Below are 25566 nucleotides of genomic sequence, written 5' to 3' on the forward strand. Positions count from 1 at the left end.
CCGGTGCACCGGCTCCGGCGAGAGCGGTCGCGAGGATCGTCCTAAGGGAAGGTTAGGAACCGCCCGTGCCGCTTCCTTTCGGCATGTGAGCGCCGACACAGTGGTCTCCGACGGCGCAATGCCGCGCCGATAGAGGAGGGTCCAAGGTGACAACGACACAGGCCGGTGGTGAACGGCGAGTCGTGGCCAACGTGCTGCGCGGCTCGATCGGCAACCTCGTCGAGTGGTACGACTGGTACGTCTACGCCGCGTTCAGCGTGTACTTCGCGAAGGCGTTCTTCCCCGACGGCGACCCCACGGCGCAACTGCTGTCGACGGCGGCGGTGTTCGCGGTCGGGTTCATCATGCGCCCGATCGGTGGCTGGGCGCTCGGGCGCTACGCCGACCGGTTCGGCCGACGCGCCGCCCTCACCCTGTCGGTGACGGTGATGGCCGCGGGTTCGCTGATGATCGCGGTGACGCCCGGATTCCAGACCATCGGCATCGCGGCGCCGGTCCTGCTGCTCATGGCGCGACTGCTGCAAGGACTGTCGGTCGGCGGCGAATACGCCACCAGCGCAACGTATCTGTCCGAGGTCGCGTCCCCGGGCCGGCGCGGGTTCTACTCGAGCTTCCAGTACGTGACACTGGTCGCGGGCCAACTGGTCGCGCTGGGCGTGCAGATCATCTTGCAGCAGATGCTCTCGTCCGAGCAGATGTACAGCTGGGGCTGGCGCATCCCGTTCCTGATCGGTTCCGGTGGCGCGATCGTGGTGATGCTGCTGCGACGTGGCATGGACGAGTCCGACTCGTTCAAGGCCATGGACAAGACGTCCGAGTCCGGCGAGGCGGCCGCGAGCAGCTCGCGCGGTTCGCTGCGGGTCCTGCTGCAGTACCCCCGCGAATGCCTGCTGGTAGTCGGCCTGACACTGGGCGGCACGGTGGCGTTCTACACCTACACGACCTACATGCAGAAGTTCATGATCAATACCTCGGGCATCTCCAAGGACACCGTGGCCTGGATCAACTTCGTCGCGCTACTGGTCTTCGTGGTGCTCCAGCCGGTCGCGGGCGGTCTGTCCGACCGGATCGGCCGCCGCAAACTGCTCATCTTCTTCGGAATCGCCGGCACCGTGCTGACGGTGCCGATCATGACGACGCTCGCGCACACCTCCAACGCACTCGCGGCCTTCGGCCTGATGATGACCGCGCTGGTGATCGTCACCGGCTACACCTCGATCAACTCGATCGTGAAGGCCGAGCTGTTCCCCACCAAGATCCGCGCGCTCGGCGTCGGGCTGCCGTACGCGCTGACCGTCGCGATCTTCGGTGGTACCGCCGAGATGATCGCGCTGGCGTTGAAGAAGGCCGGCCTCGAGTCGCTCTACTTCTTCTACGTCGCCGGATGTATCGCGATCTCGCTGATCACCTACTACTTCATGCGGGAGACGTCGGCCGAGTCGACCATCGACGCCGACGACGTCGTCGATGCCGATGCGGTCGAGCCGGAACGGGCGATGGCCGCCGTGCGTGGCTGACCGTCCGGAACACGCGCCGGTCCTGCCGCTATGGGAGGATCGGCGTGTGCGGCTTGCGGTGGTCGAGGACGACGACGGAGTGGGCGACGCCCTGGTAGAGGCGCTCACCGCGCGCGGCTACCGGGCCGAGCGCATGCGTCGTGGCGCCGACCTGCTCATCGCCCACCGCGAATTCGACGCCGTGCTCCTCGACCTCGGGCTGCCCGATGCGGACGGGTTGCAGGTCCTGCGTCAGCTGCGTGAGGTCAGCACGATCCCCGTGTTGATCCTGACCGCCCGCAGCGACGAACGCTCCATCGTGCGCGGCTTGCGCGGCGGAGCGGACGACTATGTGGTCAAGCCCCCGCGGATCGCCGAGCTGATGGCGCGGCTCGAGACCGTACTGCGCCGGGCCGCGGCCGTCGCCACGCGGGCCAGGACCGAAGTCGTCACCGGTGATGTCCGAGTGGATCTGCGTGCGCGGGTCGTCGAGGTGGCCGGTGCTCCGATCGCGCTCACCCAGAAGGAATTCGAGCTCGTCGAGGTCCTGGTGGAACGGCCGGGCGCCGCGGTGAGCAGGCAGCAGCTGATGGACCGCGTCTGGGGCGATGCGTTCGTCGCGGTCTCGCGCTCGCTCGATGTCCACATGACCGGGCTGCGCGCCAAACTGAACCGGCCCGGGCTGATCACCACCATTCGTGGCTACGGGTATCGGTGGGGCGAGTGAGTGCCCGAGGACCGGCATGCGTCGCAGACTGCTGATCGCGCTCACCGTCTTCGCGGCGCTCGCGGTGCTGGCCTTCGCGATTCCGCTGTCGCTGACCGCCGCCACCAGCCGAACCCAGGAGCTGGTGCTCGGCCGGTCCGGTGACGCCGACCGCTTCGCGACCCTCGCCGACGAGGCGGGGTCGGCCGGCGGGGTGCGGGCACTCGCCGACGAGGTCGGCCGCTATCACGAGCTGTACGGGGAGAACGTGCTGGTCGTGGATGCTCGCGGGGCACCGATCGTCAACGCCGGGGTCGAGGTGAGAGATCCGCGGATCCGGGCCGCGGTGGCCGCGGCTCGCCGCAACCAGCGACCGCAGCAGGTGGATCGGCTGACGCCGTGGAGCGCTCCGGTCATGCTCATCGCCCGGCCCGTCGGCACCGGCGTGCAGGTCAACGGTGCCGTCGTGATCGAGGCGTCGACCGCCGCGGCGCGTGCGACGATCGCCCGGGTGTGGGCGGTGATCGCGGTGGGCGCGCTCGGCGCGATGGTGGTCTTCGTGCTGTTGGCACTGGTCCTGAGCCGATGGGTGCTGCGCCCGCTGGCCGCGATGTCGGACGCGGTCGCCGAACTCACCGCGACACTGCCGAAACCACGCGGCCGCGCCCCGATCACCAGAAATTACGGTGGCCCACCGGAGGTCCGTGACCTCGCCGAATCCGTCGACGCCATGGCCACCGCCGTCGCCGATTCCGCCGACGCGCAACACCAGCTCGTCGCCGATACCGCGCATGCCATGCGAAACCCACTCGCCGCGTTGATGATTCGTCTCGACTCGCTGGAGTACGCGGTCCCCGGCCAGGTGTCGGCGACTTTCCGCGGTGCGACCGCGGAAGTGGAACGGCTGACCGCGCTTCTCGACGATCTGCTGGAGCTGGCCGTGGCGCAAGCACCCGCGTCCTTCGGCACCGCGGCATCCACCGACGAGCGGTGCGATCCGGCCCAGGTCGTGGCCGACCGAATCGACGCATGGGGGTCGGCGTTCGACGACGCGGGGATGCGGTTGACCACGGCACGCCGACCCGGCGGATCGGTCAGCGCTGCGCCGCCGGACGGCGGTGAGGATTCCGGCAGCCACAGCGCGGCGGCGATCAGCTCGGCGGCGCTGGCCCAGATTCTCGATGTGGCACTGAGCAATTCGTGCCGGTACGCGGGATCCGGCGCGCACACGGTCGTCGGGGTGAGCGACGACCCGGGCTGGGTGAGGGTCCAGGTCGCCGACGACGGGCCGGGCGTCGCGCCGGACGAACTCGACAAACTCACGGCGCGATTCTTCCGCGGTTCCGCCGCGGCCGCGGGCGGAACGGGGCTGGGCCTGTCGATCGCGCAGGCACTGGCCACGGCGTGGGGCGCGAGCTTGACGGTCGAGGCGGTGCGCCCGCACGGGCTCGCCGTGACGGTTCGGATACCCGCGGTGGCGCGATGAGTGGTGGACCGCCGATGTCACGTCGCCGGATGCTGGCCTTGGCCGCACTCGTGTCGGCGGGCGTGGCCGGGTGCGGCACGAACGACCGGACAACGGTGCGGCTGGCCTCGGGCGAGGACGGGGGCTTCTACTACGCGTTCGCGCGACTGCTGGCCGCCGCGGCCGCTGACGACACCGACACCCTCCGCATCGAACCGGTGGAAACCGCTGGGTCGCAACAGAATCTGCGGATGGTCGCCGACGGCGACGTCGACACCGCACTGGCGCTGGCGGATTCGGCGAGCGATTTCGGCGGCCGTGTGCTGGCGCTCGGTCGCGTCTACGAGAACTATCTCCAGCTGGCGGTCCGTACCGGCGATCCGATCAACGAGGTCGCCGACCTGCGTGGACGCCGGGTCAATCTCGGCGCCGCGGGCTCGGGCGCCGCGGTCACCGGTCAGCGACTGCTGACAACGGCCGGGCTGGATCCGAGCGTCGACGTCGTGGTCGAGCATCGACCGCTGCGCGAGGCCGCGCAACGGTTGACCGACGGCGCCATCGACGCGTTGCTGTGGGCCGGTGGCGTGCCCACCGCCGCACTCGCCGTGCCCGATCCCCTGCGACTGATCGACCTCGGCGCCCTCGCCGCTCCCCTGCGAGAACGATACGGCCCTGTCTACGACCGGGTCGCTATTCCCGCCGATGCCTATCCGGGCAGCCCGGCGGTACACACGATCGGCGTCGCCAACCTTCTCCTCGCCGCCGCGACCCTGCCCGACGAGACAGCGGCCGCCATCGTCGACCTGCTGGTCCGCCACGCGGACGCGCTCGTCCCCGCCGAGGCCGCGGGCACACAGTTCCTCGACGGCCGCTTCCTGATCGGCACCGGGACCGTCCCGCTGCACCCCGGCGCCGCCGAGGTGTACCGCCGCTGGCACGGCTGAATCCGACCCAGTTAGGTTTGCCTTGCCTTAGTGAATATGGTCTAGTGATCGCGAACCGATAGCCACGTGCGGAGGAGAATCGTGATCGCGAACCAGGACCGACAGGACCGCGCCCTCACCCGGCGCCGATTCTTCGCGGTAGCGGGGACGGTCGGGGTGAGTGCGAGTCTTGCAGCCTGCGGGGCCGACGCCGACAACGGAGGAGACAACACCGGGAGCTGGCAGTTTCCCGATGGTCGTGGCGGCACCGTGCGGACGGAGGGGACGCCACGCCGGGTGGTCGCGTTCACGGGTTCGGCGGGCGCGCTGGTCGATTACGGGGTGCGCGAGCCCATCGTGGGCATTTTCGGCGAAGCGCATGACCGAGATATGTTGGGCGACCTCGATCCGGACTCGGTGACCGTCGTCGGTGACGCCTGGGGGCAGTTCGACATCGAGAAGTACGCGACGCTCGAGCCCGATCTGCTCGTCACCGATTCCTATGTGCCGGGTCGACTCTGGTATGTCCCCGACGACAATCTGTCCAAGATCGAGTCGGCGAACCCGAATGTGGTCGCCGTGCGGATCGCCGGTCAGCGGCTCCCCGACATCATCGCGCGCTATCGCGCCCTGGCCGCGGCGCTCGGCGCCGAGACCGCCACCCCGGCGGTCGCGGCCGCGGAGCAGCGCTTCGCCGCCGCGTCCCAGGCGGTGCGAGACGCCGTGGCGGCGCGCCCCGGCCTGCGCGTGCTCGCCGCCTCGGCGACCCCGGAACTCTTCTACGCCTCCGACCCGCGCGCCTCGGCCGATCTGAGCTACTTCACCGAACTCGGCGTCGAATTCGTCGTCCCCGACCAGGTGGACCCCGGCGGCTACTTCCAATCGCTGAGCTGGGAGACAGCAGACCGGTACCCGGCCGACCTGATCCTGCTCGACGACCGGTCCTCGGGCCTGCAGCCGCCCGCGCTCGCCGACCGGCCGGTCTGGCGCAGCCTGCCCGCGGTGGTAGCCGGCCAGGTCGCGCCCTGGTCGCCGATCTTCCGCTTCTCCCATGCCGCCACCGCTCCCCTGCTGGAACGCCTGGCGACCACGATCCGGGACGCGAAGCGAGTCCGCTGACCGACCTTTTTGCCGAACCCGCAATTTCGCGTGCCAGATCGTGGTGGCCTCAGCGAAACTGGGCGCGCCTGCTCATCCACCGCAGCGCCTGACGTTCGCGACGAAGGAAGGTGACCACCGTGCCCAGCACAACGCGTCACGCCCGCCGCCGAGACACCCCGCCCCCGCGGACGGGAAGCGAGGAGATCGACGTCCTGCGCGGCTTCCTCGACTATCTGCGGACTTCGATCGTCGCGAAGGTGGACGGCGCGCCCGAACCTCGAGTACGCACGGCCGCGGTGGCTTCGGGCACCAACTTGCTCGGCCTGCTCGAGCACCTGACCTTCGTCGAACGCTCGATGTTCCTCGGGGACACCGTGACCGACTGGCAAGCGACATTCCACGCCCCGGCGTCTGCCACCGTGGCCGACGTCGTCGCCCGCTACCGGGCCGCGGTCGAGCAAGCGAACGAGATACTCGACAGCTGCACCGATCTCGGTGCGCCGCTGCCTAGACCGCGACCGGGCCGCCGCGCTCCCAGTGTGCGCTGGGCACTCACCCACATGATCGAGGAAACCGGCCGCCACGCAGGCCACGCCGACATCCTCCGCGAACTGATCGACGGCGCCACCGGCCGCTGATCTCACCCCGGACGAGGAACAGATGATCTCCACCTCCCGACCGCACAGCGCCGGTCGATCCGCCCGCGCGGCAGCGGCCTTCGTACTCGCCTTCCTGCTCACGATGTGTGCCGCAGCCTGTTCCCCGGCCACCTCCGGCATCGCACCCCACGCCGCCGCGACGGCGGGTGACCCCGTGTTCGACAAGACATTCCGGCACGAGTTCGCCGACATCGACGGTGTCCGGATGCACTATGTGACCGGCGGCAGCGGCACACCGGTGGTGCTGATCCACGGTTGGCCACAGACCTGGTACGGCTAGTGGCCGATCATGCCCGCCCTCGCCGAGAACCACACCGTCTACGCCGTCGACCTGCCCGGACTCGGTGACAGCACCGGTTCACCGACCGCCTACGACAAGGCCACGCTGGCGCGGTACGTGCACACCCTCATCGCCGACCGGCTCGGCGTGCGGGATGCGCGCGTGGTCGGACACGACTTCGGCGCCGCCGTCGCCTTCGCGTACGCCGCCCAGTTCCCCGCCGATACCGACCGCCTCGGCTACCTCGATCTCCCGCTGCCCGGGCCCGCGATCGACGCAGCGATCTACCGCACCCTGAGCTGGCACATCGCGTTGCACTCCCAGCGGCGAGTCCCCGAAGCTGTTGTCGGCGACGACGTTCGCGAGTATTTGGCGCTGTTCTACCCGCAGGTCTCCTTCGGCGGCACGGCCTTCGGCGGCACCTCGGATCGGTCCCCGTTCACCGACGCCGAGGTCGACGAGTTCGCCCGCACCTACCGCAAGCCCGAGGCCCTCGCGGGCGGCTTCGAGCTCTACCGCGCCCTCGACCAGGACGTCCGCGACACTGTGGCGACCGCGCCGACACCTGTCCCGACTCTACTCATGACCGCCGAGGGGCAGCTCGAGGCGATCCGCGCCACCGTTTCCCCGCGGCTGAGCAACATCGTGCGGGCGGTCGACGTGCCGCGCGCCGGACATTGGCTCGTCGAGGAGAACCCTCGATTCGTCACCGAGGAACTCCAGCGCTTCCTCGCCTGACGCTGCCGCGCCGATATGCCATCATGAACTGTAACGAGTTCTAGAAATGCCCGAGGAGGCCCCGTGGGTGCTGCGCGATCGGTGCGGACAGGGCCGTTCGTCGTGCCCGCCGTGGACGAGATTCCCGGTGGGCGGATGCTCGACCTTCCCGGACGTGGCCGGACCTATGTCGTCGACCTCCCCGGACCACCCGGCGCACCCGTGCTGATCCTGCTGCACGGCACCGCGTGCACGGCGGCACTGAACTGGTTTCCCGCGCTGGAGTCGCTGAGCGCCCGGTATCGCGTGGTGCTGTTCGATCAACGCTGGCACGGGCGCGGGATCCAGTCGGCGCGGTTCCGGCTCGACGACTGCGCCGACGACGTGGTCGCGGTCGCCGATGCGCTGAACGTGGACCGCTTTGTCTGCGTAGGCTATTCGCTCGGCGGTATCGTGTCGCTGCTCACGGCCCGCCGGCACCCGGACCGGGTCGCGGGGCTGGTGTTGTGCGCGACTCCGTATCGCTTCCAGGAGAAATGGCGCGAGCGGGCGTTCCATCGCGGTTTCGCTTCCGTCGCCGAAGCCCTGGGAGAATATCCCTATCGCCGCGCCCGGCGGTTGACGCGGACCCTGCCGGATCTGCCGCCCGCCCTGGTGCCGGGACAGCTGCGCCGCTGGGCGGTGGGCGAATTCCGCAGTACCAGTGGATGGGCGCTGGCACCCGTGCTGGCCGAGATCGGGACATTCGATGCCACCGACTGGCTATCGGAGCTGCGGATGCCGACCGCGGTGGTCATCACGACCAGAGACCGGGCGATCCCGGTGTACCGCCAGATCGAACTCGCGGCTGCGGTCCCGGGGTCGAGTATTCATCCGGTCGCGGCGGGTCACGCGGCGTGCGCCGTCGCGCCGGACCGGTTCGTGCCGGCGTTGACCGACGCGTGCCGGGCAGTGGCGGCTCGGCTGTAGGTGACGACCCTGTTCGACGCCGGTGGCGAACAGGGCGATCGGCCCGAGCAGGTGGTCAGCCCTCGGCCCGCGCCGCGGCGAGCAGGTCATCGACCACGGCGGGCACCGCCTCGGCCAGCGCTTCGACATCGGGAACCAGGTCGCGGCAGGCGATGAAGCCGAAATCCAGATCGCCGCAGTTCGACAGCACGGTGACGGTGAGCCCGGCGCCGTGGAAGACCGGACCGAACGGAAACATCCCGTCCACCCGGACGCCGAGGAAGTACAGCGGCATCGGCGGGCCCGGCACATTCGAGACCACCAGGTTGTGCACCACCGGGTGCCGTTCGGCCAGCTTCAGCGACGAGTACACGCGCGAGGCCAGCCGAAAGGTGTTGGGCGGGGCGTACTTCGACCAGTCCTGCAGGAAGTCGGCGCCGATCATGTCGTGTTCGGCCTTGGCTTCGCGGTTCGCGACGGCCAGCACCCGCAGCCGCTCGACCGGATCGGCGACATCGGTGCCGAGACGGCAGAACAGCGTCGAGACCTTGTTGATCCCCTCGGTGTGCCGGGTGGATTCGTGCACCGAGACCGGCACCGAGGCGATCAGGGAGCGGTCGGGCAGCTCGCCTCGTTCGTCCAGGTAGCGGCGCAGCACCCCGCCGACGACGGCCAGCACCACATCGTTGACCGTCACCCCGAACGCGGCCTTGATCTCCTTGATCGCGCCGAGGTCGGTCTTGGTGAACGAGACCGACCGCGCCGCGGTGACGGCCTGGTTGAACGGCGTACGTGGCGCGGAGAACGGAAGCTCCATCCCCGCTTGATTGTTGCGGCGCCGCCGCGCGAAGCCCGCGACCATCCCGAGGGTCTTGGGGACCATGCCGAGCATGCCTGCCCTGGCGGGCAGGCGGACCGCGGCCCGCACGGCCAGTTCCAGATCGCCGGGCACCGGTTCCGGTTGCCACGGCTCGGGTTCCGGGCGACTGGTCCCCGGCTCCAGATCGCACAGGTGCATCATCATGTTCGTGCCGGTGATGCCGTCGACGGCCGAGTGATGGTACTTACAGACGACGGCTACCTTGCCGTCGTCGAGACCTTCCACCACCGACATCTCCCACAGCGGCCGATTCCGGTCCATCGGGAGACTTGCGATGGCGCCGATCAGCGCGGCCAGACCACCCGTCTCCGGCAATTCCACCCGCCGGATGTGGTTGTCGATGTCGAAGTCGGCGTCGTCTACCCACAGCGGATGGTCGAGGTTGAACGGCACCGGGTGGATTCGGCGGCGCATATGCGGGATGAGGGGCAACCGCTTGCGGAGCTCGTCGCGGAGGTTGCCGAAGGAGTAGTGACCGTCGCCCGGGTCGAGGATCAGCAGTGCGCAGACGTGGAGATGCTGGGTGTCGGTCTCCAGATAGAGGAAACTGGCATCCAATCCGGTGAGTTGTTCCATAGCAAAAGCCTACTAGAACACGTTCTAGTTTTGCTGCCACCCGTGCCGAACTTTGACGACGATCACAAGTGGTACGCCGGTGCCGACAAACACCTCCGGCCGGGCAGCCGGCCCGGCCGGAGGTGGTCTCGCACAGATCAACTCAGCGCGGCGCCATCCGGATGGCGCCGTCGAGACGAATGGTCTCGCCGTTGAGCATCGGGTTCTCCACGATGTGGCGGGCCAACGCGGCGAACTCGGTGGGCTGCCCCAGGCGCGAGGGGTGCGGCACCTGCGCGCCGAGGGACTGCAGCGCCTCCTCGGGCAGCGTCTCGAACAGCGGCGTGCGGAACAGGCCGGGCGCGATCGTGACGACGCGGATCTTGAAGCTCGCCAGGTCACGCGCGATCGGCAGGGTCAGGCCGACGATGCCACCCTTGGACGCGGCGTAGGCGGCCTGGCCGATCTGGCCGTCGTAAGCGGCGACGGAGGCGGTGTTGATGATGACGCCGCGCTCCTCACCGACCGGGTCGGTGCCCGACATGCGCTCGGCGGCCAGCCGGATCACGTTGAACGTGCCGACGAGGTTGACGTTGATCACCTTGGTGAAGTCGGCGAGCGGGAACGCGCCCTTCTTGCCAACCGTCTTGATCGCGTTGCCGATGCCGGCGCAGTTCACCGCGATCCGCAGCGGCGCCAGCGATTCGGCGGCGTCGAGTGCCGCGGCCACCGCCGATTCGTCGGTCACGTCCGCGGCCGCGAACGCCGCGCCCTCACCCAGCTCCTTGGCGATGGCAGCGCCGTTGGACGAGGGGAGGTCGACGATGACGACCTTGGCGCCCTTGGCGTGCAGTTCCTGCACGGTCGCCAAGCCGAGACCCGACGCACCGCCGGTGACGATCGCGGACGAGTTGACGAAATCCATACTGTTCTCCTGTTTTCGGTGAGGTCTCACTGAATATTGACATACTTCGCCAAAACTGTTTGGCTTTCGCGGTGACCCAGCCAGCTCCCCGCCGTCCCGGCCGCCCCTCCGTGCTGGACACCAGGGCTGTGTCGGCCGGCGCGCTGCGCTTGTGGACCGACCGCGGTTTCGCCACCACCAGCTGGAGCGATCTCGCCGAGGCCACCGGAATCAGCACGCGAACCCTGCTGCGACACTTCTCGTCCCGATCCGAGATCGCCTGGATCGGCGTCGCGCCCGCGACGGAGCGGCTCCGAGACGCGCTCGCCGGCGCCGCACCCGAGGAGCCGCCCGCGGTGGTCGTGCGGTCCGCGATCGTCGAGTCGGTATCGCGCGATCCGCAGATCCAGGAGCTGGCGCCGGACTGGCTGCGGCTGATCTCCTCCGAACCCGAGCTGGCCGCGACCGCTCCCCGGGTCTACCGCCCGTGGATCGATACGTTGTCGGGCTACCTCGCCGGTCGACTGCCCGGCTCCCCCGCTCCCATCTGCCGGGCCATCGCCACCGCGTACCAGTCCGCCACCTTCGCCGCGCTGATCGAATGGGCCGAGTCCGGCGCGCAGGGCGACTGCGCGGATTCGGTCGACCGGATGCTGCGCTGGATGGATCCGCACCTGCCTGGCTCCGCGCCGGACCGAGCTCCACTCGACCGTGGCTAGGCTCGCACGCGCCGCCGCGATCGGGCCTTGCCGGTCTCCGGTGCGAACGAGGTGAGGCCGACCTCACGGTATCGCTCGACCAGTTGTTCGTACTTGCGCCGATTACGGGCCATCGGGGAGTCGGTGACCGCGGCCGGGAGCCGGGTGTAGGCGACGCGCAGGGCGGTCGTGAGGACTCGGAAGTGCCGGTCGTGGCGAGCGGTCCAGGTGATCGGCATCTTGGCTCGCACCTCGGGGTGCATGATGCCGCAGCCCAGAACCATCGCGATATAGCCGAACGCGGGCGCGCCCACCCACCACAGCGGGGCGGTGACGGCGGGCAGGAAGTCAGGGCGCGGTGCACGGCGAACCGTCGTGGTGGCCGCTTCCAGTGCCGGGGTCGCGCGCAGTTCGGTGATCATATGGTCGTAGTGGACGGCCAGGTCGGCGTAGTTCGCGATCGGCTGCGAGTTGCCCGGCAGGTGCAGACCGCGCGTCTTGGTGCGGTAGTGGTCCCAGATGGCCTGGTCGGCGGCCGGTGACGGGGTGTCACCGGTCAATGCGAGGTAGGCGCCGCGCTGGACGAAGAAGGTCGAGTAGAGGATCCAGTTCCAGGCGTGCGGGTTGAGCGCCGAATAGCGTTCACCGTCCGGGCCCACGCCTTTGACGTCGCGATGCAGGAGCATCAGCCGCTGCGACTCGGCGTCCCGGTCGGCGTCTTCGCCGTGATAGATCAGCTGGTCGGCCGCCGCGGTGCGCACTGCGCGCCCCCACGGCTGGTATCGCGACCGCCCGGTGGCCTCGAGCGCGGCCGACACGGGCGGCAGCATCGGCTGGTCGAACAGGCCGACCCCGAACAAGCCGAACAGAACCGATCCGCCGACACGTTCGAATCGTGCGACGGCGCTGCGGGATTCGCGCGAGGACGCCGGGGCGACGTCGGCCGAGCGGGTTTCCTGATGTGGCACAGGACAGGTCATCGGTGAACTCCTTTGTTCCGCCGACAGTTCTGGTGCTGGACGACACCACAAACTAGTCTGGTGTCAGAGTGCACCACAATTGCGGGAGGGTCAAGAGTTCCGGGTGGACTATTCTGGCGCCCGGGGAAGAGGAAAGGCGGCCATGCGCAACGACACCGACGACGCGGCGACATCACGCGTCTACGGCGGTGTAGCCGCGGACGAACGCCGATCCCGCCGTCGCGGCGCGCTGTTCGACGCCGCGCTCGACCTGCTCGCCGAGGGCGGAGCTCCGGCGGTCACCAAACGGGCCGTCTGTGTGAGAGCCCGCCTCAACGATCGCTACTTCTACGAGCAGTTCGCCGACCGCGACGCCCTGCTCACCGCCCTGGTCGAGGAGCACACCGGCCTCGGCATCGCCGCGGTGGTCACCGCCACCCACGACGCCGACCCCGACGTCCACAGCCAGGTGCGCGCGGCGGCGGATGCCGCGCTGGGCTTCCTGCTCGCCGACCCCCGCCGATCGGCCTTGCTGCTGAACGCGCAGAGCACCGAGGCACTGCAGGCAGCGCGACTGAGCACCCAGCACGCGATCGCCCGCGCGATGTCGGCGGTGGGTCGCGAGATCCTCGCCGAACCCGCCGATCCGCTCGACGCCGATATGACCGCCTACAGCGTGGTCAGCGGCGCACTGGAGTTGGTCGCGGCCTGGATGCGCGGCGAATTCGACACCACCCGGGAGCATCTCACCGACCTCATCGCCCAGCTGCTGCTCAGCTCCGACAGCACGCAGCACGTCACCACGACGAAGTCGGCGCAATAGCGCGAGCCGCCCGGGCACGAAGTCTCCCACTCCCCGGTCGTCCGGTGGTCTCGCCGGAGGTCGGCGTGGGACGCTCGGAGATCGAGAACTGCCGATCGAGGAGGCCGCCAGATGCGGGGAATCAACCACATCGTTCTGTTCGTCGCGGATCTGCCGCGCAGCATCGCGTTCTACGAGGACGTGCTCGGTTTCGAGCGGCTCGCCGAAGGATTCCCCGGCGGCGCGTTTCTGCGCTACCCCGGCTCGGCCAACGATCACGACCTCGGGCTCTTCCAGGCCAGGACATCCGCGCCGGGCCCGGCCGGCTCGGTCGGGCTCTATCACGTCGCCTGGGAAGTGAACACGTTGTCCGAGCTCGTCGCGGTCCGAGACCGCTTGACGGCGGCGCGCGCACTGACCGGTGCCGGCGATCACGGGTCGACCAAGGCGCTCTACGCCCGCGACCCCGACGGCATCGAGTTCGAGGTGTGCTGGCTGGTGCCCGATGAGCAGGTGGAGGACGCGCTCGCTCCCGGCACCTCACTGACCGCGCCACTCGACATCGACGCCCAGATCCGGCGGTACGGCGCGACCACCGAGGGCGGCCCACGCACCGATCCTCAGGTATGGGCGCGCGTGGCGGCACGTCGGGCGGCGACGTCGTGACCCGCGCCGGTGTCGGCTAGCGGTTACCAGCTGATGTCGGCCGTCGACTCGAGCGGGCTGCGCTGGGCCACCGACTCCTGGGTCACGAAAGTGTCGGCGATGTGGAGCGCGGCCGGGAACCGGCAGTGCACTCGCTGTTCGATCTCGGCCACGGCGACCTGGAACACACGGAACTCGTCGAGGGCGAGCGCTTCGAGTTCGTCGAGGTTCTGGGTCAGCAGAAACGCCTTGCACCGCAGTCGATTTCCCTCGACGAAGCAGATCACCTTCCAGTACTCCCGAGGCAGGGCCACGCCACGATGCACCTGGTCGTCCGCGCGGAAGGCGGGCCCGCCGAGCACGCTCACCTTCAGGTTGTCGACCTCGACGTCGGCGAAGACCGCGTCTTCGAGCTGACCCCACACCCCGGCGCGGCTGCTCTGGTTGAAGTCGTCCATCTGCGGGGTGATGTTGGTGTAGAAGAACGAGTCGACATTGGCCTGCTCGGCTTCGGCTTCACTGCCCCACAGCAGATCCGCGCGCCGTGCCAGGTGCCCGCGATCGAGCCGATTCCGCCGGTAGAGTTCGTTTCCCACCTGCGCTTCGGCGGGCAGGCGTGGGTCTTTGACGAAGTCGATGCCGGTGCGGGAGAGTTTGCGCATCGCGGCGCCGTCGATGTTCCAGGCCACCCAGAACGCGAACCGCCGTGGCCGGCTCAGCGCCAACGAGAAGTGGGTGTAGCTGATGACATCGGAGCCGTCGAGCCGAACCGCGTCGCCGCGCACGGCCGCATCCAGTTCCGGAACCTCGACCCTCGACCCGAGAAAGTCCGGGTCGTACCCGGTCCGCGGCACGTCGCTCTCGATACCGGTTGTCGACGGAGAATCCACGTGGACGGTCATCGCAGGCCCCTTCCCGAAGGGTAGACAAGGTGTGTCGGCAGTTGCGTACACACGATCGTCGTCGCCACCGCGGACATCCTCACGAGTAGTCGACTACCCGTTGTCCGCGCCCGCGGGCCGAGGTGAGGTCCGCTCCCCTATCGCGGGTCCGGTGTCCCGTCGCCGGTCACGGCGAAGGTGGCCCACGCACGTACTACCACAGTGCCCGCGGCGTCGGCGCCGCACAGGCTCACATCGACCCGGGATTCGCCGTCCTGCACGTAGCTCTGGGTCACCCGCCCCGAACACGACATGACATCGCCGGGCGGCAGTGGTCGCACCGACCTGGTGCGGAAGCGGCGGATCGCCTCGGCCCCGAGCCAGTCGGTGGCGTAGGTCGCCAGCAGCGCCGCCGCCTGCGGTGACACCTGCTCGCCCGCGAAGGATTCTGCCGCCGCCCACGACTCGGCGACCAGACCACCCGTGCGGTCGAAGTATCGGGTGAGCGACTCGGCGGCGCCGACGGCGGGTTGGCCGGGGGCACCCGCGCGGATCGCGGTCAGCTGGTCACCCGCGCGCGGCGGCGGACCGAAGAACCGGTGATCGGTCTCGACCCGCTCCCCTGCGATGGATCCGTCGGCGGGCAGGAAGGTCGGCGGCACCACGGGCCGATCGGCGAGCCGGTAGGCCGGGTTGTCCGAACGCGCCGCTCGCGCGAACAGCCGGATGGCATCGGTGTCCAGTACCACCGCTACGTTACCCATGATTCACTCCTGCTCGTCGAAACCGATGCCGTCACGGTAGGGCGGTCCGCACGCTGTGATCGGTTCCTCTCCCGGTCATCGGGACAGCGGCCGCCCGGGACGAAAACATGTCCGCTGACCGGGAACACCACGACCCGCCGACCCCCGCGCGGCGCGACCATCGGCGCAGCTCATCCCCACTCCGTCCGAACATGGAGGTTTCGATGCCGGAGAACTCGCCGAACGGCCGATCGCAGGACACCACCGCCGACTACCGGCAGATCGAGGCCGCCGCGGCGCCGACTCGGTTCGCCCGCGGCTGGCACTGCCTCGGCCTGCTCTCGTCGTTCCGCGACGGCAACCCGCACGAGGTGAAGGCCTTCGGCACCATGCTCGTGGTGTTCCAGTCCGAATCCGACGGCGCGTTGCATGTGCTCGACGGCTACTGCCGCCACATGGGCGGCAACCTCGCGCGCGGCACCATCAAGGGCGACTCGATCGCCTGCCCGTTCCACGACTGGCGCTGGGGCGGTAACGGCAAGTGCACGGCCATTCCGTACGCGCGCCGGGTACCGCCGCTGGCCAAGACCCGCACCTGGCCGACGCTGGAGCGCAACGGCCAGCTCTACGTCTGGCACGACCCGCAGGGCAGCAAGCCCACCGATGACGTGACCATCCCCGAGATCGAGGGGTACGGCACGCCGGAGTGGACCGACCTGACCTGGAATTCGATTCTGATCGAGGGCTCGCACTGTCGCGAGATCGTCGACAACGTCGTCGACATGGCGCACTTCTTCTACGTGCACTACTCGTTCCCGCGCTACTTCAAGAACGTCTTCGAGGGCCACGTCGCCACCCAGTACATGCGCTCGACCCCGCGCCACGACGTCACTGTCGGCACCAGCTACGACGACCCGGATTCCGCATTGCGTTCGGACGCCTCGTATTTCGGTCCGTCGTACATGCTCGATTGGCTGTGGAGCGAATCGAACGGGATGACAATCGAGACGGTGCTCGTCAACTGCCACTACCCGGTCGACGAGAACTCGTTCGTGCTGCAGTACGGCGCGATGGTCAAGAAGCCCGAGGGCATGTCCGACGAGGACGCCAACGCGATGGCGGCGCAGTTCGCGCAGGGCGTGGAGTACGGCTTCGAGCAGGACGTCGAGATCTGGAAGAACAAGGCGCCCATCGACAATCCGCTGCTCTCGGAGGAGGACGGCCCGGTGTACCAGCTACGCCGTTGGTACAAGCAGTTCTACGTCGACGTCGACGACGTCACCGAGGACATGACCAAGCGGTTCGAGTTCGAGATCGATACCGATCGCGCGGTGACGAGCTGGGAGGCCGAGGTGGCCGACAACATCGCCCGCGGCGCCGTCATCGACACCATGTCCTGATCCCCCACCCCACCACGAACAGAAAGCATCACCGGAGATGACCAGAGTTCTCGACAATATCGCCGCCATCGCGGACCAGCTGCGCGAGCAGGCACCGGAGGCGGAGCGTCTCGGGCAGCTGCCCGATGCCACGGCCCAGCTGCTGAAGACGGCGGGCCCGATCCGCCTGCTGCAGCCCAAGAAGTACAGCGGCTACGAGGCGCACCCGCGCGAGTTCGCCGAGACGGTGATGGCCACCGCCGCACTCGACCCGGCCAGCGGCTGGATCGCCGGCATCGTCGGGGTGCACCCGTGGCAGCTGGCCTTCGCCGATCCGAAGGTGCAGGACGAGGTGTGGGCCGACGACCACGACACCTGGATGGCCTCGCCCTACGCGCCGACCGGCATCGCCCGTCCGGTCGACGGCGGCTACATCTTCAACGGCCGCTGGCAGTTCAGTTCCGGCACCGACCACTGTGACTGGATCTTCCTGGGCGCCATGCTCGGTGACGCCGAGGGCAAGATGGCCATGCCGCCGACGATGCTGCACATGATCCTGCCGCGCCAGGATTATCAGATCGTCGAGGACTCGTGGAATGTGGTGGGCCTCAAGGGCACCGGGTCCAAGGACATCATCGTCAAGGACGCGTTCGTGCCCGACTACCGAGTGATGAACGGCGACCACGTCATCGACGGCACCGCGCAGAAGGAGTACGGGGTCACCGAGACGCTGTACAAGATGCCGTGGTCGACGATGTTCCCGCTGGGCATCAGCTCCGCCGTGGTCGGCATCGCCGAGGGCGCGCTGGCCGCGCACCTGGACTACCAGCGCGACCGGGTCGGCGCCCAGGGCACCGCGGTCAAGGACGATCCGTACGTGCTGTTCGCCATCGGCGAGGCCGCCGCCGACATCAACGCCGCCCGCCAGGAACTCCTCGCCAACGCCGACAAGATCTTCGACGCCGTCGACGCGGGCAAGGAGATCGGCTTCGCCGAACGGGCCGCGGTCCGGCGCACCCAGGTCCGCGCGGCCTGGCGCGCGGTCACCGCCGTGGACCAGATCTTCGCCCGCTCCGGCGGCAACGCCATGCGGATCGACAAGCCGCTGCAGCGCTACTGGCGCGACGCCCACGTCGGCCTCGCCCACGCCATCCACGTGCCGAGCACGGTGTACCACGCCTCGGCCGTCAGCTCTCTCGGTCTCGAGCCCGCGGACAACCTGCGCTCGATGATCTGACCCGAATACCACGAAGGACAACGGAAATGACAGACATCAAAGGCCTCGGCTACGTCAAGATCCAGACCGCCGACATGGACCGGTGGCGCAAGTTCGCGTTCGAGGTGCTCGGCTTCGCCCAGGGCAGCGGGCCCGACGAGGACGCGCTGTACCTGCGGATGGACGAGCGCGCGGCGCGGATCACGATCGTGCCGGGCGACAGCGACGCCATCGTCACCATCGGCTGGGAAGTCCGCGACCACGCGGCCCTGGTCCGCGTGCAGGAAGCCGTGACGGCGGCCGGGATCGCGGTGAAACCGCTGTCGGTCGAAGAGGCCGACGCGCGCCGGGTCGAGGAGGTCATCACCTTCCAGGACCCGACCGGCGCCACCCTCGAGATCTTCCACGGCGCGGTGCTCGACCACAGCCCGGTGATCACCCCGTTCGGCGCGAAGTTCGTCACCGGCGCACAGGGTCTGGGCCATGTCGTGCTGCCGACCATGGACCCCAACGGTGCGTTCGGCTTCTACACCGACGTGCTCGGGTTCCTGCCGCGCGGCGCGTTCCGGATCCCGGCGCCGCCGGAGTACGGCCCGATGCGGGTGCGGTTCCTCGGTGTCAACGAACGCCATCACAGCCTGGCGCTGTGCCCGGCTCCGCACGGTGGCGCGCCGGGCCTGGTGCACATCATGGTGGAGGTCGACTCCCTCGACGCCGTCGGCCAGGCTCTCGATCGGGTGACCAAGGACGGCTTCTCGGTGTCCTCGACGCTGGGCAGGCACACCAACGACAAGATGGTGTCGTTCTATGTCCGCGCGCCCGGCGGCTGGGATATCGAGTTCGGCACCGAAGGCATGCGGGTCGACGAGACGTACTACAGCGCCGAGGAGATCACCGCGGACAGCTACTGGGGCCACGACTGGTCCGGAAGCGAGCCGCTCGCGGCGATGTAATTCCGCAGGTAGTCCCACGATGGCCCCTGGCCCGAGCTTCTCGCTCGGGCCAGGGGCCGTCTTTTTCATATTGGCCTGCCGATTCATGTGACAACGACCACAACGGATGGTATGAATAGGTATATGCCTAATCGAAATATGCGACTGGGCATCAGCTCGTAGATCCGAATGGAGAGCTCATGGTCATCCAGGCCGAGGCCACCACCCCGAGCGCGATCCTCGATCGCGCGTCCCTGCTGCTCGACGCCTTCGACGGCCCGGGCAGGCTCACGCTCGCCCAGATCGTCCGGCGCACCGGTCTACCCCGGTCCTCGGCGCATCGCATGCTCGATCGGCTGGTGCAGTTGCGCTGGCTACGTCGCGAGGGGCGCGACTACGAGCTCGGCATCCGGCTGATGGAGCTCGGCTCGCTGGCGGTGCACCAGGACCGGCTGCACCGCGCGGCGATGCCGTTCCTGCACGAACTGCACCGGGTCACCGGGTTCGTGGTGCATCTGGCCGTGCTGGACGGTCCCGACGTCGTGTACCTCGACAAGGTCGGCGGCGAGCTGTCGGCGGTGGTGCCCACCCGCGTCGGCGGTAGGCGGCCCGCTGCCTGTACCGCGGTCGGCAAGGCGATCCTGGCCTACTCCGACGAGCGCCGCATCGCCGACGCCCTCGCGGGCCAGGCCGGCGCACGCACCCGCTACTCGATCACCACCAAGGCCCAGCTCGACACCGAACTGGACAAGGTGCGCGCGCACGGGATCGCCGTCGAACGCGAGGAGTCGCTGCCCGGCTTCGGCTGTATCGCGGCGCCCATCGGCGATCTCGGCGAGACCGCTGTGGCGGCGGTGTCGGTGTGTGGACCGGTGGATCGGATGCTGTTCGATCACCGGCTCAGCGCGCCGGTGCGCACGACCGCGCTCAATATCTGGCGTCATGTCGACGACGGCCGGGTCCGGGTGCATCCGACGTTGCAGCAGCATCCTCGTCCACTGGGCGTGAGCCGTTCGTATGCCGACCATCGCGGGCCGCGTACGGCGTGATCCCACGTCGCGCCGTGTGCCGCCCGAACGCGGGCGGCGTACGGCGCGACGGACGAGACTCGGTTGTGCACGCGGCAACGAGGGCAGAACCGTTCGCGGACAATCACTTCCGTCAGAGCGGGCGGTTCACGCAAAAACTGTGGCAGATCCGGTCGCGGACGATCATGTCCGGGCATTCGGGGTCGAACCAGCGGTCGACGTGCGCCCAGTGGACCGGGTGCATCAAATAGGGGCCTACGAGAGCGTCGAGGTCGGCGAACTCCTGCTCCCAGACATGCGTCCACGCCGCCAGTCCGGTGCCACGGGTGACCCGGCTCAACTGCCAGGACCGGATACCCGGCAGGTAGCGGGGCATCCGCAGCAGATCTGCCTCGAAGCGCTCGACCGTCGCGCACGGGGTGTCCTGCTCTACTCGCAGCAGCAGTACCCGGTACACCGAGCCGGTGGCGTCCGGCTCGGCGGTACCCGCTGTGCCGCTTTGATATTCGGCGCCGTCGACGTGGGCGACCGGACTCTCGCTCAGCAGGGTATCCACCTCGGTGGTGGTCCCTGTCCAGTCCGCGGACTCGTCGAAGCGCAAGTGCACCAGGACATCACCACCGTTGCGCACGCCCGGCAACGTGGGCTCGACCAGCACGCGGCGCGCGGCCGGTGCGGCGATTTCGCGCACCCCGGTCATCAGCCGGTCGCGCACCACGGCATCGGTGCCGGGCGAGAGATGCACCAGCCGAGTCACTTCAAACATCGCCGAGCCTGTCGATGTCGGTGGCGAGCGCCCCGGTCGAGCGGGTCCGTTCGACGATCAGCTCCTGCGCCGAGGCCCACCACTGCCGCACCGACTCATCCGAACGCCCCTGCCAGGTCATCTCCCACCAGCCCTGTGCGCCGTCGAGCACCCAGCTCGCGATGATCGTGTTCGACTCGTCCGGAAACCACACCGGCGGACTCACCACGATCCGCTCCAGCGTCATGCCGCGTTCGCGCGCGCCCGGGGCGTAGTCACGCAGATAGGCGTCGACGAATTCCCTGGCCCGCCCAGGCTTGGTCACTACGGTGTCGATCACGTAGATCTTCGTGGCTTCCATGCACCGACCGTAGGCAGCCGCCGAAGGGCATCGACCTGGTGTTTCCGCCCAGTGGGAGAACGCGGTACGGATCGCGCGGCACCGACCCTACGGTGAGGCCGACGACGTCCGATTCCGTCGCCGAAATTCAGGAGGACCAGTGACTGTGCGAACGTTCCCGACCACCGGGCCCGGTGCGGTTCCCGATCCGGAAGTCGCGGCCGTGCTCGCCACGCTCGACGCCGGATTCCCCGATGTCGCCACGATGGCCGCGACCGAGGCGCGTGCCGCGATCCGCGCCAGACGCGCTCCGCTACAACGACTTCCCGATATGGCGCTGGCGCGCGACCTCACGATCAGCGGACCCGGTGGACCGCTGCCGCTGCGGGTGTTCCGGCCGCACCACGACGGCGAACCGCTGCCGGTGATCGTGTTCGCGCACGGCGGCGGCTTCGTGTTCTGCGACCTCGACAGTCACGACGAGTTCTGCCGCTCGATGGCGGCCGGTGTCGGTGCGGTGGTGGTCTCGGTCGACTACCGGCTCGCGCCCGAGCACGCGGGCCCCGCGGCCCATGACGACATGTTCGCGGCACTGCGCTGGGCCGCCGCCAACGCCGGCGACTACGGCGGCGACCCGTCGAGGATCGCGGTGGCCGGTGACAGCGCGGGCGGCAATCTCGCCGCCACCGTGGCCATCGCGGCCAGGGACGCGGGCGGGCCGAGGATCGCGGCCCAGATTCTGATCTATCCGGTGATCGACGACGATTTCGAGACCGAGTCCTACCGGCGATTCGGCACGGGCCACTACAACACGACCAGCGCCATGCGGTGGTACTGGGCGAACTACGCACCGCACGGCACCGACGACGTACGTCTCGTGCCGACCAGGGCGGACTCGCTGGCCGGTCTACCGCCCGCGGTCGTGATCACCGCCGAACTGGACCCACCGTGTTCGGCCGGGGACGCCTACGCCCAGCGCCTGGCAGCCGACGGTGTCGCGATCCGCTATCGCCGCTACGCCGGGCTGTTCCACGGATTCCTCAGCATCCCGTCCCTCGCCGCCACCGTCGCCGCGCGCACCGAGATCTGGGCTATGGTGCGCGAGATGCTCGACCTCCCTCGGGACCCGCGGTGATCGGCACCGGTAGCGCACCTGCCGAGATCTTTCCGGCCCGCGTTCCGAGTAGGCGGTTCAGGTTCAGACCGCGGTGAAGTACTCGATCTTCGGCGCGGCCGCCAGCAAGGGAGCCATCAGCTTGCCCGCCGCGCGGAAGTGCTCCGACCGGCCGTGGGCTTCGACGGCAGCGTCGTCGGAATACAGTTCGAAGAACCGGTAGTGGTCGGCGTCGGTCTTCGAACGCACCAGCTGGTAGGTCAGATTGCCCGGCTCATTGGCCTTGATCTGTTCGACGAGATCGGCGACGACGGATTCGAACTCCGCACCCGCACCGGCTTTGACGGTCACTTCGGCGATGACTGCGATCATGATTTCTCTCCTTTTCCGTGCGACAGTACCGGCGTTCACCCACAGTGGAAGAACACGGCCTAGTCTGTTGCCGGGTCGTGTTCCTCGAGCTCCTCCGCGCGCACCCTCTGCTCGATCTCGCGCCAGCGGCCCGGCGTCGGATGGGGGTAGTCGGCGCGGTCGTCGTGTTCGGCGCCTGCCAATACGGTGGCCGCGTTGTCGATGTCATCGATCAACTGCTGCGCGAGGTCGCGTTCGGTCGCGTAGTGGCGCTGCGCCCATTGCAGCACGAGCTGCGAATAGGCCCAGCCCGGTTCGGATTTCGCGGCTTCGGCATCGATCGCGGCGCGTTGGGCGAGTTTGTCGACGTCGGCGATGTGGTCGTGCAGGATCTGCTTGAGCCGATCCGGGGACCCGAGATGGCCGAACATCACGCGCAGCAGCACATGGTGTTTGAGCACCGACGGATCGACCGGCGCCTTGTTCCACCACGTGGTCACCGCGGCCCGGCCCGCCGCGGTGATCTGGTACAGCCGTCTGGCGCGCATGGTGTTGTCGGGATCGAGCCGCGAACTCGCGAAGCCGTGCTGTTCGAGCTTCTTCAGCTCGGCGTAGATCTGGCTGTAGGACGGAGTCCAGTAGACGTAGCGCAGACTCCAGTCCGCCCATTTCTTCAGGTCGTAGCCGGAGATCTCCTCCTCGTACGAGAGCATGGCGAGCACCGCCCAGCTGGTCGGCGGCAGATTGGGCACGCCGGAGTCGGGGTCGGGGGTAGCCATGGCTGAATGCTAGCAACCGGTCTTGCCGGAATTCACCCATCAGCAACCGCTGACCGGGAGGCCGTCTTGAGGCGCCGCCCGATCTTCCCGGATTCTGGGAGGCATCGAATTCCGTTCGGAAGGACCTCTATGAATGCGGACAACGTCGTCGTCGACGCAGGTATCCCGGCCCCCGCGGACCTGCGCAGAGTGCTCGGGCACTTCGCGACGGGCGTCGCGGTGATCGCCGCCCACGACGGGACGCGACCGCTCGGCTTCACCTGTCAGTCGGTGGTGTCGGTGTCGCTGGACCCGCCGTATGTGTCGTTCTGCCCGGCCAAGAGTTCCACGAGCTGGCCGCTGCTGCGTGCGGCGGGCGCGTTGTGCATCAACATCCTGGCGCAGGAGCAGAGCGCGCTGTGCCGCCAGTTCGCGGTGAGCGGGGCCGACAAGTTCGCCGGCGTCGCGTGGGGCAGGGCGGGCAACGGCGCGCCCGCGCTGGCCGGGGCGCTGGCCCAGATCGAGGTGACGGTGGAGCTCGAGCACGACGCGGGCGACCACACCGTGGTGCTCGCCCGTATCGGTGCCCTGCGGGCCACCGAGGGCGCCGAGCCGCTGCTGTTCTACAAGGGCGGGTTCGGCGGCTTCACGGCCTGACACGACGACGGGGTGGTCCGGTGCGGACCACCCCGTCGTCGCCGCTCACGCCTCGATGATGTCGAAACCCTTGTACCCGGCGGCCGCGACCTCGGCGATGATCTCGCCGTAGACGCCGAAGCCGCCGACGAAGGGCATGAACACCCGTGGCCTGCCTTCGATGTTCGCACCCAGATACCACGAATTCGCCTGTGTCATCAGCGTTCCCGCGGCCCGGTTCACGCATTCGAGCACCCACTCCGCTACCGCGTCCCGGCGTGCCTCCAGGGCCACCGCTCCCCTGCCGTCGAGGAAGCCGATCGCCTCGGCCACCCAGTCGACGTGTAGTTCCGAGTGCAGCACCATGTTGGCCAGCACCGACGGACTGCCGGGACCGGTGAGGTTGAACAGGTTCGGAAAGCCCGTTATCCCCAATCCCAGATAGGTTTTCGGCCCTTCCCGCCACGCCTGGTTGAGTGTCTCGCCACCCCGGCCGACGATGTTCATCCGCGACACCGAGCCGGTCATCGCGTCGAATCCGGTCGCGAGCACCAGGGTGTCGAGCGGGTAGTGCGCGTCGGTGGTGTGCACGCCCGCGGCGTCGATCCGGGTGATCGGCGTGGCCTTCAGGTCGACCAGCTCGACATTGTCGCGGTTGAAGGTCTGGTAGTAGTTCGTGTCGGTGCAGATCCGCTTGGTGCCGATGGGGTGATCGTGCGGGACGAGCAGATCGGCGACCCGGGGGTCCTCGATCACGGCCCGCACCTTCTCCTCCCAGAACTCGCGGGCGGTGTCGTTGGCGGCGAGGGTGGTGAGCTGGTCGGGGAAGGTCTTGCTGAACAGCACACCGCCCAGCGCCCAGCGCTTCTCGTAGGCCTCGCGCCGTTCCCGCTCGCTCACCGCGCACGCGGATTCCGGATGCGCCTGGTGCGGTGAACCGCCGCCGCTGGCCATCGACAGCCGCCTGCGCTCGGGATAGTTCGCCTTCTGCGCGGCCCGGTCCTGTTCGGTCAGCGGCGTATTACCCGCGGGCACACTGTAATTGGCGGTGCGCTGGAACACGTGCAACCGCTCGGCCTGCTCGGCCACGCACGGGATCGTCTGGATACCGGAGGAACCGGTGCCGATCACGCCAACCCGTCGGCCGGTGAGATCGACCCCTTCGTGCGGCCAGTGCGAGGTGTGCAGGATCTGTCCGGCGAAGGTGTCGAGTCCGTCGATGGCCGGGGTGTTGGCGTTGGACAGCGGGCCGGTGGCCAGCACGACGAACCGCGCCGAGACCGCCCGGCCGGTGTCGGTGTCGACCTGCCAGCGCAGGGTCGCCTCGTCGAGCACGACATCGGTGACGCGCGTGCCGAACTCGATGTCGCGGCGCAGGTCGTAGCGGTCGGCGACGTGCTCGAGGTAGGACAGGATCTCGGGCTGGGTGGCGTACTTCTCGCTCCAGTTCCACTCCTGCTGTAGCGCGTCGTCGAAGGAGTACGAGTAGTCGACGCTCTCGACATCGCAGCGTGCGCCCGGGTAGCGGTTCCAGTACCAGACGCCGCCCACGCCGTCGCCGGCTTCGAACACCCGCACGGTGAGGCCGCTGCCGCGGAAGCGGTGCAGCGCGTAGAGGCCGGCGATGCCCGCACCGACGACGACCACGTCGACGTCGGCCGGGCCTTTCGCTGGTGCCGATGGGGTCTCGGGGTTCACAGTGCCT

28 protein-coding genes are annotated in these 25566 nt (G+C 68.8%); 18 read left to right on the forward strand and 10 right to left on the reverse strand.

The genetic code is table 11. From position 1 onward, the window contains the following. Positions 1–146 precede the first annotated feature (146 nt). The 9 genes from ACFULV_RS08245 to ACFULV_RS08285 all read left to right on the forward strand — a co-directional run bounded on the left by ACFULV_RS08245 (position 147) and on the right by ACFULV_RS08285 (position 8316). Positions 147–1517 (forward strand): MFS transporter, encoded by a 1371-nt coding sequence (locus ACFULV_RS08245; RefSeq protein WP_378654514.1) that lies wholly within the window; start codon positions 147–149, stop codon positions 1515–1517. A gap of 46 nt (positions 1518–1563) precedes the next feature. After that, on the forward strand, positions 1564–2223 hold the full coding sequence (locus ACFULV_RS08250; RefSeq protein WP_378654516.1) for a response regulator transcription factor: 660 nt from the start codon (positions 1564–1566) through the stop codon (positions 2221–2223). Between the two features lie 16 nt (positions 2224–2239). Beyond that, complete coding sequence (locus ACFULV_RS08255; RefSeq protein WP_378654518.1) at positions 2240–3688, forward strand: sensor histidine kinase; 1449 nt, start codon at positions 2240–2242, stop codon at positions 3686–3688. Beyond that, positions 3685–4611: a TAXI family TRAP transporter solute-binding subunit gene (locus ACFULV_RS08260; protein WP_378654520.1), complete on the forward strand. Its 927-nt coding sequence runs from the start codon at positions 3685–3687 to the stop codon at positions 4609–4611. Before ACFULV_RS08255 ends, ACFULV_RS08260 begins: the two co-directional genes overlap by 4 nt. A gap of 81 nt (positions 4612–4692) precedes the next feature. After that, positions 4693–5709, forward strand: a complete 1017-nt coding sequence (locus ACFULV_RS08265) for an ABC transporter substrate-binding protein (RefSeq protein WP_378654523.1) — start codon at positions 4693–4695, stop codon at positions 5707–5709. A gap of 119 nt (positions 5710–5828) precedes the next feature. Further along, a complete protein-coding gene (locus ACFULV_RS08270) occupies positions 5829–6329 on the forward strand; it encodes a DinB family protein (RefSeq protein ID WP_378654525.1) in 501 nt (166 codons plus the stop codon). A 22-nt stretch (positions 6330–6351) separates the two neighbouring features. After that, positions 6352–6630, forward strand: coding sequence for an alpha/beta fold hydrolase (locus ACFULV_RS08275; protein ID WP_378654528.1), 279 nt, complete (start codon positions 6352–6354; stop codon positions 6628–6630). Between the two features lie 9 nt (positions 6631–6639). Continuing rightward, on the forward strand, positions 6640–7368 hold the full coding sequence (locus tag ACFULV_RS08280) for an alpha/beta fold hydrolase (RefSeq protein ID WP_378654530.1): 729 nt from the start codon (positions 6640–6642) through the stop codon (positions 7366–7368). Between the two features lie 63 nt (positions 7369–7431). Further along, positions 7432–8316, forward strand: a complete 885-nt coding sequence (locus ACFULV_RS08285) for an alpha/beta fold hydrolase (protein ID WP_378654532.1) — start codon at positions 7432–7434, stop codon at positions 8314–8316. A gap of 55 nt (positions 8317–8371) precedes the next feature. Here the strand turns inward: ACFULV_RS08285 and ACFULV_RS08290 are convergent, their stop codons facing one another. Further along, a complete protein-coding gene (locus ACFULV_RS08290) occupies positions 8372–9751 on the reverse strand; it encodes a wax ester/triacylglycerol synthase family O-acyltransferase (RefSeq protein WP_378654534.1) in 1380 nt (459 codons plus the stop codon). 142 nt (positions 9752–9893) lie between these two features. Further along, positions 9894–10655, reverse strand: a complete 762-nt coding sequence (locus ACFULV_RS08295) for a 3-hydroxyacyl-CoA dehydrogenase (RefSeq protein WP_378654536.1) — start codon at positions 10653–10655, stop codon at positions 9894–9896. 71 nt (positions 10656–10726) lie between these two features. On the opposite strand from ACFULV_RS08295, the gene ACFULV_RS08300 reads away from it, so the two are divergent. Then, the gene (locus ACFULV_RS08300; RefSeq protein ID WP_378654538.1) at positions 10727–11353 is read left to right on the forward strand and encodes a TetR/AcrR family transcriptional regulator; all 627 of its coding nucleotides are present in this window, start codon (positions 10727–10729) and stop codon (positions 11351–11353) included. On the opposite strand, the gene ACFULV_RS08305 is transcribed toward ACFULV_RS08300, so the two are convergent. Next, positions 11350–12312 carry an oxygenase MpaB family protein gene (locus ACFULV_RS08305; RefSeq protein WP_378654540.1) on the reverse strand — a complete coding sequence of 321 codons (963 nt, stop codon included), beginning with the start codon at positions 12310–12312 and terminating at the stop codon, positions 11350–11352. The two genes, ACFULV_RS08300 and ACFULV_RS08305, sit on opposite strands and share 4 nt — an antisense overlap. 142 nt (positions 12313–12454) lie before the next feature. Between ACFULV_RS08305 and ACFULV_RS08310 the strand changes: the two genes are divergently transcribed. Both ACFULV_RS08310 and ACFULV_RS08315 read left to right on the forward strand, forming a co-directional pair. Then, entirely contained in the window at positions 12455–13114 is a 660-nt protein-coding gene (locus tag ACFULV_RS08310; RefSeq protein ID WP_378654543.1) for a TetR/AcrR family transcriptional regulator, read from the forward strand. Between the two features lie 111 nt (positions 13115–13225). After that, positions 13226–13759 (forward strand): VOC family protein, encoded by a 534-nt coding sequence (locus ACFULV_RS08315; RefSeq protein ID WP_378654546.1) that lies wholly within the window; start codon positions 13226–13228, stop codon positions 13757–13759. 23 nt (positions 13760–13782) lie between these two features. On the opposite strand, the gene ACFULV_RS08320 is transcribed toward ACFULV_RS08315, so the two are convergent. Both ACFULV_RS08320 and ACFULV_RS08325 read right to left on the reverse strand, forming a co-directional pair. After that, positions 13783–14640 carry a DNA/RNA non-specific endonuclease gene (locus ACFULV_RS08320; RefSeq protein WP_378654549.1) on the reverse strand — a complete coding sequence of 286 codons (858 nt, stop codon included), beginning with the start codon at positions 14638–14640 and terminating at the stop codon, positions 13783–13785. 137 nt (positions 14641–14777) lie between these two features. Beyond that, positions 14778–15383 (reverse strand): hypothetical protein, encoded by a 606-nt coding sequence (locus ACFULV_RS08325; protein WP_378627738.1) that lies wholly within the window; start codon positions 15381–15383, stop codon positions 14778–14780. Between the two features lie 203 nt (positions 15384–15586). Between ACFULV_RS08325 and ACFULV_RS08330 the strand changes: the two genes are divergently transcribed. The 4 genes from ACFULV_RS08330 (at position 15587) to ACFULV_RS08345 (ending at position 19938) form a co-directional block, all read left to right on the forward strand. Continuing rightward, positions 15587–16762, forward strand: coding sequence for a Rieske 2Fe-2S domain-containing protein (locus ACFULV_RS08330; protein WP_378627736.1), 1176 nt, complete (start codon positions 15587–15589; stop codon positions 16760–16762). 37 nt (positions 16763–16799) lie between these two features. Next, positions 16800–17978, forward strand: a complete 1179-nt coding sequence (locus ACFULV_RS08335; RefSeq protein ID WP_056809617.1) for an acyl-CoA dehydrogenase family protein — start codon at positions 16800–16802, stop codon at positions 17976–17978. Between the two features lie 26 nt (positions 17979–18004). Next, positions 18005–18910 carry a biphenyl-2,3-diol 1,2-dioxygenase gene (gene bphC / locus ACFULV_RS08340; protein WP_378627733.1) on the forward strand — a complete coding sequence of 302 codons (906 nt, stop codon included), beginning with the start codon at positions 18005–18007 and terminating at the stop codon, positions 18908–18910. Between the two features lie 179 nt (positions 18911–19089). Beyond that, positions 19090–19938: an IclR family transcriptional regulator gene (locus tag ACFULV_RS08345; protein ID WP_378654552.1), complete on the forward strand. Its 849-nt coding sequence runs from the start codon at positions 19090–19092 to the stop codon at positions 19936–19938. Positions 19939–20050: 112 nt separating this feature from the next. On the opposite strand, the gene ACFULV_RS08350 is transcribed toward ACFULV_RS08345, so the two are convergent. After that, positions 20051–20683, reverse strand: coding sequence for a Dabb family protein (locus ACFULV_RS08350; RefSeq protein WP_378654554.1), 633 nt, complete (start codon positions 20681–20683; stop codon positions 20051–20053). Further along, positions 20676–21023, reverse strand: a complete 348-nt coding sequence (locus ACFULV_RS08355) for a hypothetical protein (RefSeq protein ID WP_378654557.1) — start codon at positions 21021–21023, stop codon at positions 20676–20678. The genes ACFULV_RS08350 and ACFULV_RS08355 overlap by 8 nt, the downstream gene beginning before the upstream one ends. Before the next feature lie 139 nt (positions 21024–21162). Here ACFULV_RS08355 and ACFULV_RS08360 point away from each other — a divergent pair, with 139 nt between their 5' ends. Then, the gene (locus tag ACFULV_RS08360; protein WP_378654560.1) at positions 21163–22137 is read left to right on the forward strand and encodes an alpha/beta hydrolase; all 975 of its coding nucleotides are present in this window, start codon (positions 21163–21165) and stop codon (positions 22135–22137) included. 63 nt (positions 22138–22200) lie between these two features. On the opposite strand, the gene ACFULV_RS08365 is transcribed toward ACFULV_RS08360, so the two are convergent. Next, positions 22201–22488 (reverse strand): putative quinol monooxygenase, encoded by a 288-nt coding sequence (locus tag ACFULV_RS08365; protein WP_378654563.1) that lies wholly within the window; start codon positions 22486–22488, stop codon positions 22201–22203. 59 nt (positions 22489–22547) lie between these two features. Continuing rightward, entirely contained in the window at positions 22548–23246 is a 699-nt protein-coding gene (locus ACFULV_RS08370; RefSeq protein WP_378654565.1) for a PadR family transcriptional regulator, read from the reverse strand. Positions 23247–23375: 129 nt separating this feature from the next. On the opposite strand from ACFULV_RS08370, the gene ACFULV_RS08375 reads away from it, so the two are divergent. Next, entirely contained in the window at positions 23376–23882 is a 507-nt protein-coding gene (locus ACFULV_RS08375; protein WP_378654568.1) for a flavin reductase family protein, read from the forward strand. A gap of 45 nt (positions 23883–23927) precedes the next feature. Here the strand turns inward: ACFULV_RS08375 and ACFULV_RS08380 are convergent, their stop codons facing one another. Continuing rightward, entirely contained in the window at positions 23928–25559 is a 1632-nt protein-coding gene (locus ACFULV_RS08380) for a flavin-containing monooxygenase (RefSeq protein ID WP_378654570.1), read from the reverse strand. Between the last annotated feature and the right edge of the window lie 7 nt (positions 25560–25566).

The sequence above is a fragment of the Nocardia sp. NPDC057272 genome (genome assembly GCF_042668615.1).
Classification (GTDB): Bacteria; Actinomycetota; Actinomycetes; order Mycobacteriales; family Mycobacteriaceae; genus Nocardia.

Coding starts and splice junctions, on each gene's coding strand:
- ACFULV_RS08255 (WP_378654518.1), top strand. CDS start 2,240: ATGCGTCGCAGACTGCTGATCGCGCTCACCGTCTTCGCGGCGCTCGCG.
- ACFULV_RS08260 (WP_378654520.1), top strand. CDS start 3,685: ATGAGTGGTGGACCGCCGATGTCACGTCGCCGGATGCTGGCCTTGGCC.
- ACFULV_RS08275 (WP_378654528.1), top strand. CDS start 6,352: ATGATCTCCACCTCCCGACCGCACAGCGCCGGTCGATCCGCCCGCGCG.
- ACFULV_RS08280 (WP_378654530.1), top strand. CDS start 6,640: ATGCCCGCCCTCGCCGAGAACCACACCGTCTACGCCGTCGACCTGCCC.
- ACFULV_RS08290 (WP_378654534.1), bottom strand. CDS start 9,751: ATGGAACAACTCACCGGATTGGATGCCAGTTTCCTCTATCTGGAGACC.
- ACFULV_RS08295 (WP_378654536.1), bottom strand. CDS start 10,655: ATGGATTTCGTCAACTCGTCCGCGATCGTCACCGGCGGTGCGTCGGGT.
- ACFULV_RS08305 (WP_378654540.1), bottom strand. CDS start 12,312: ATGACCTGTCCTGTGCCACATCAGGAAACCCGCTCGGCCGACGTCGCC.
- ACFULV_RS08310 (WP_378654543.1), top strand. CDS start 12,455: ATGCGCAACGACACCGACGACGCGGCGACATCACGCGTCTACGGCGGT.
- ACFULV_RS08315 (WP_378654546.1), top strand. CDS start 13,226: ATGCGGGGAATCAACCACATCGTTCTGTTCGTCGCGGATCTGCCGCGC.
- ACFULV_RS08320 (WP_378654549.1), bottom strand. CDS start 14,640: ATGACCGTCCACGTGGATTCTCCGTCGACAACCGGTATCGAGAGCGAC.
- ACFULV_RS08325 (WP_378627738.1), bottom strand. CDS start 15,383: ATGGGTAACGTAGCGGTGGTACTGGACACCGATGCCATCCGGCTGTTC.
- ACFULV_RS08330 (WP_378627736.1), top strand. CDS start 15,587: ATGCCGGAGAACTCGCCGAACGGCCGATCGCAGGACACCACCGCCGAC.
- ACFULV_RS08335 (WP_056809617.1), top strand. CDS start 16,800: ATGACCAGAGTTCTCGACAATATCGCCGCCATCGCGGACCAGCTGCGC.
- bphC (WP_378627733.1), top strand. CDS start 18,005: ATGACAGACATCAAAGGCCTCGGCTACGTCAAGATCCAGACCGCCGAC.
- ACFULV_RS08345 (WP_378654552.1), top strand. CDS start 19,090: ATGGTCATCCAGGCCGAGGCCACCACCCCGAGCGCGATCCTCGATCGC.
- ACFULV_RS08350 (WP_378654554.1), bottom strand. CDS start 20,683: ATGTTTGAAGTGACTCGGCTGGTGCATCTCTCGCCCGGCACCGATGCC.
- ACFULV_RS08355 (WP_378654557.1), bottom strand. CDS start 21,023: ATGGAAGCCACGAAGATCTACGTGATCGACACCGTAGTGACCAAGCCT.
- ACFULV_RS08365 (WP_378654563.1), bottom strand. CDS start 22,488: ATGATCGCAGTCATCGCCGAAGTGACCGTCAAAGCCGGTGCGGGTGCG.
- ACFULV_RS08370 (WP_378654565.1), bottom strand. CDS start 23,246: ATGGCTACCCCCGACCCCGACTCCGGCGTGCCCAATCTGCCGCCGACC.
- ACFULV_RS08375 (WP_378654568.1), top strand. CDS start 23,376: ATGAATGCGGACAACGTCGTCGTCGACGCAGGTATCCCGGCCCCCGCG.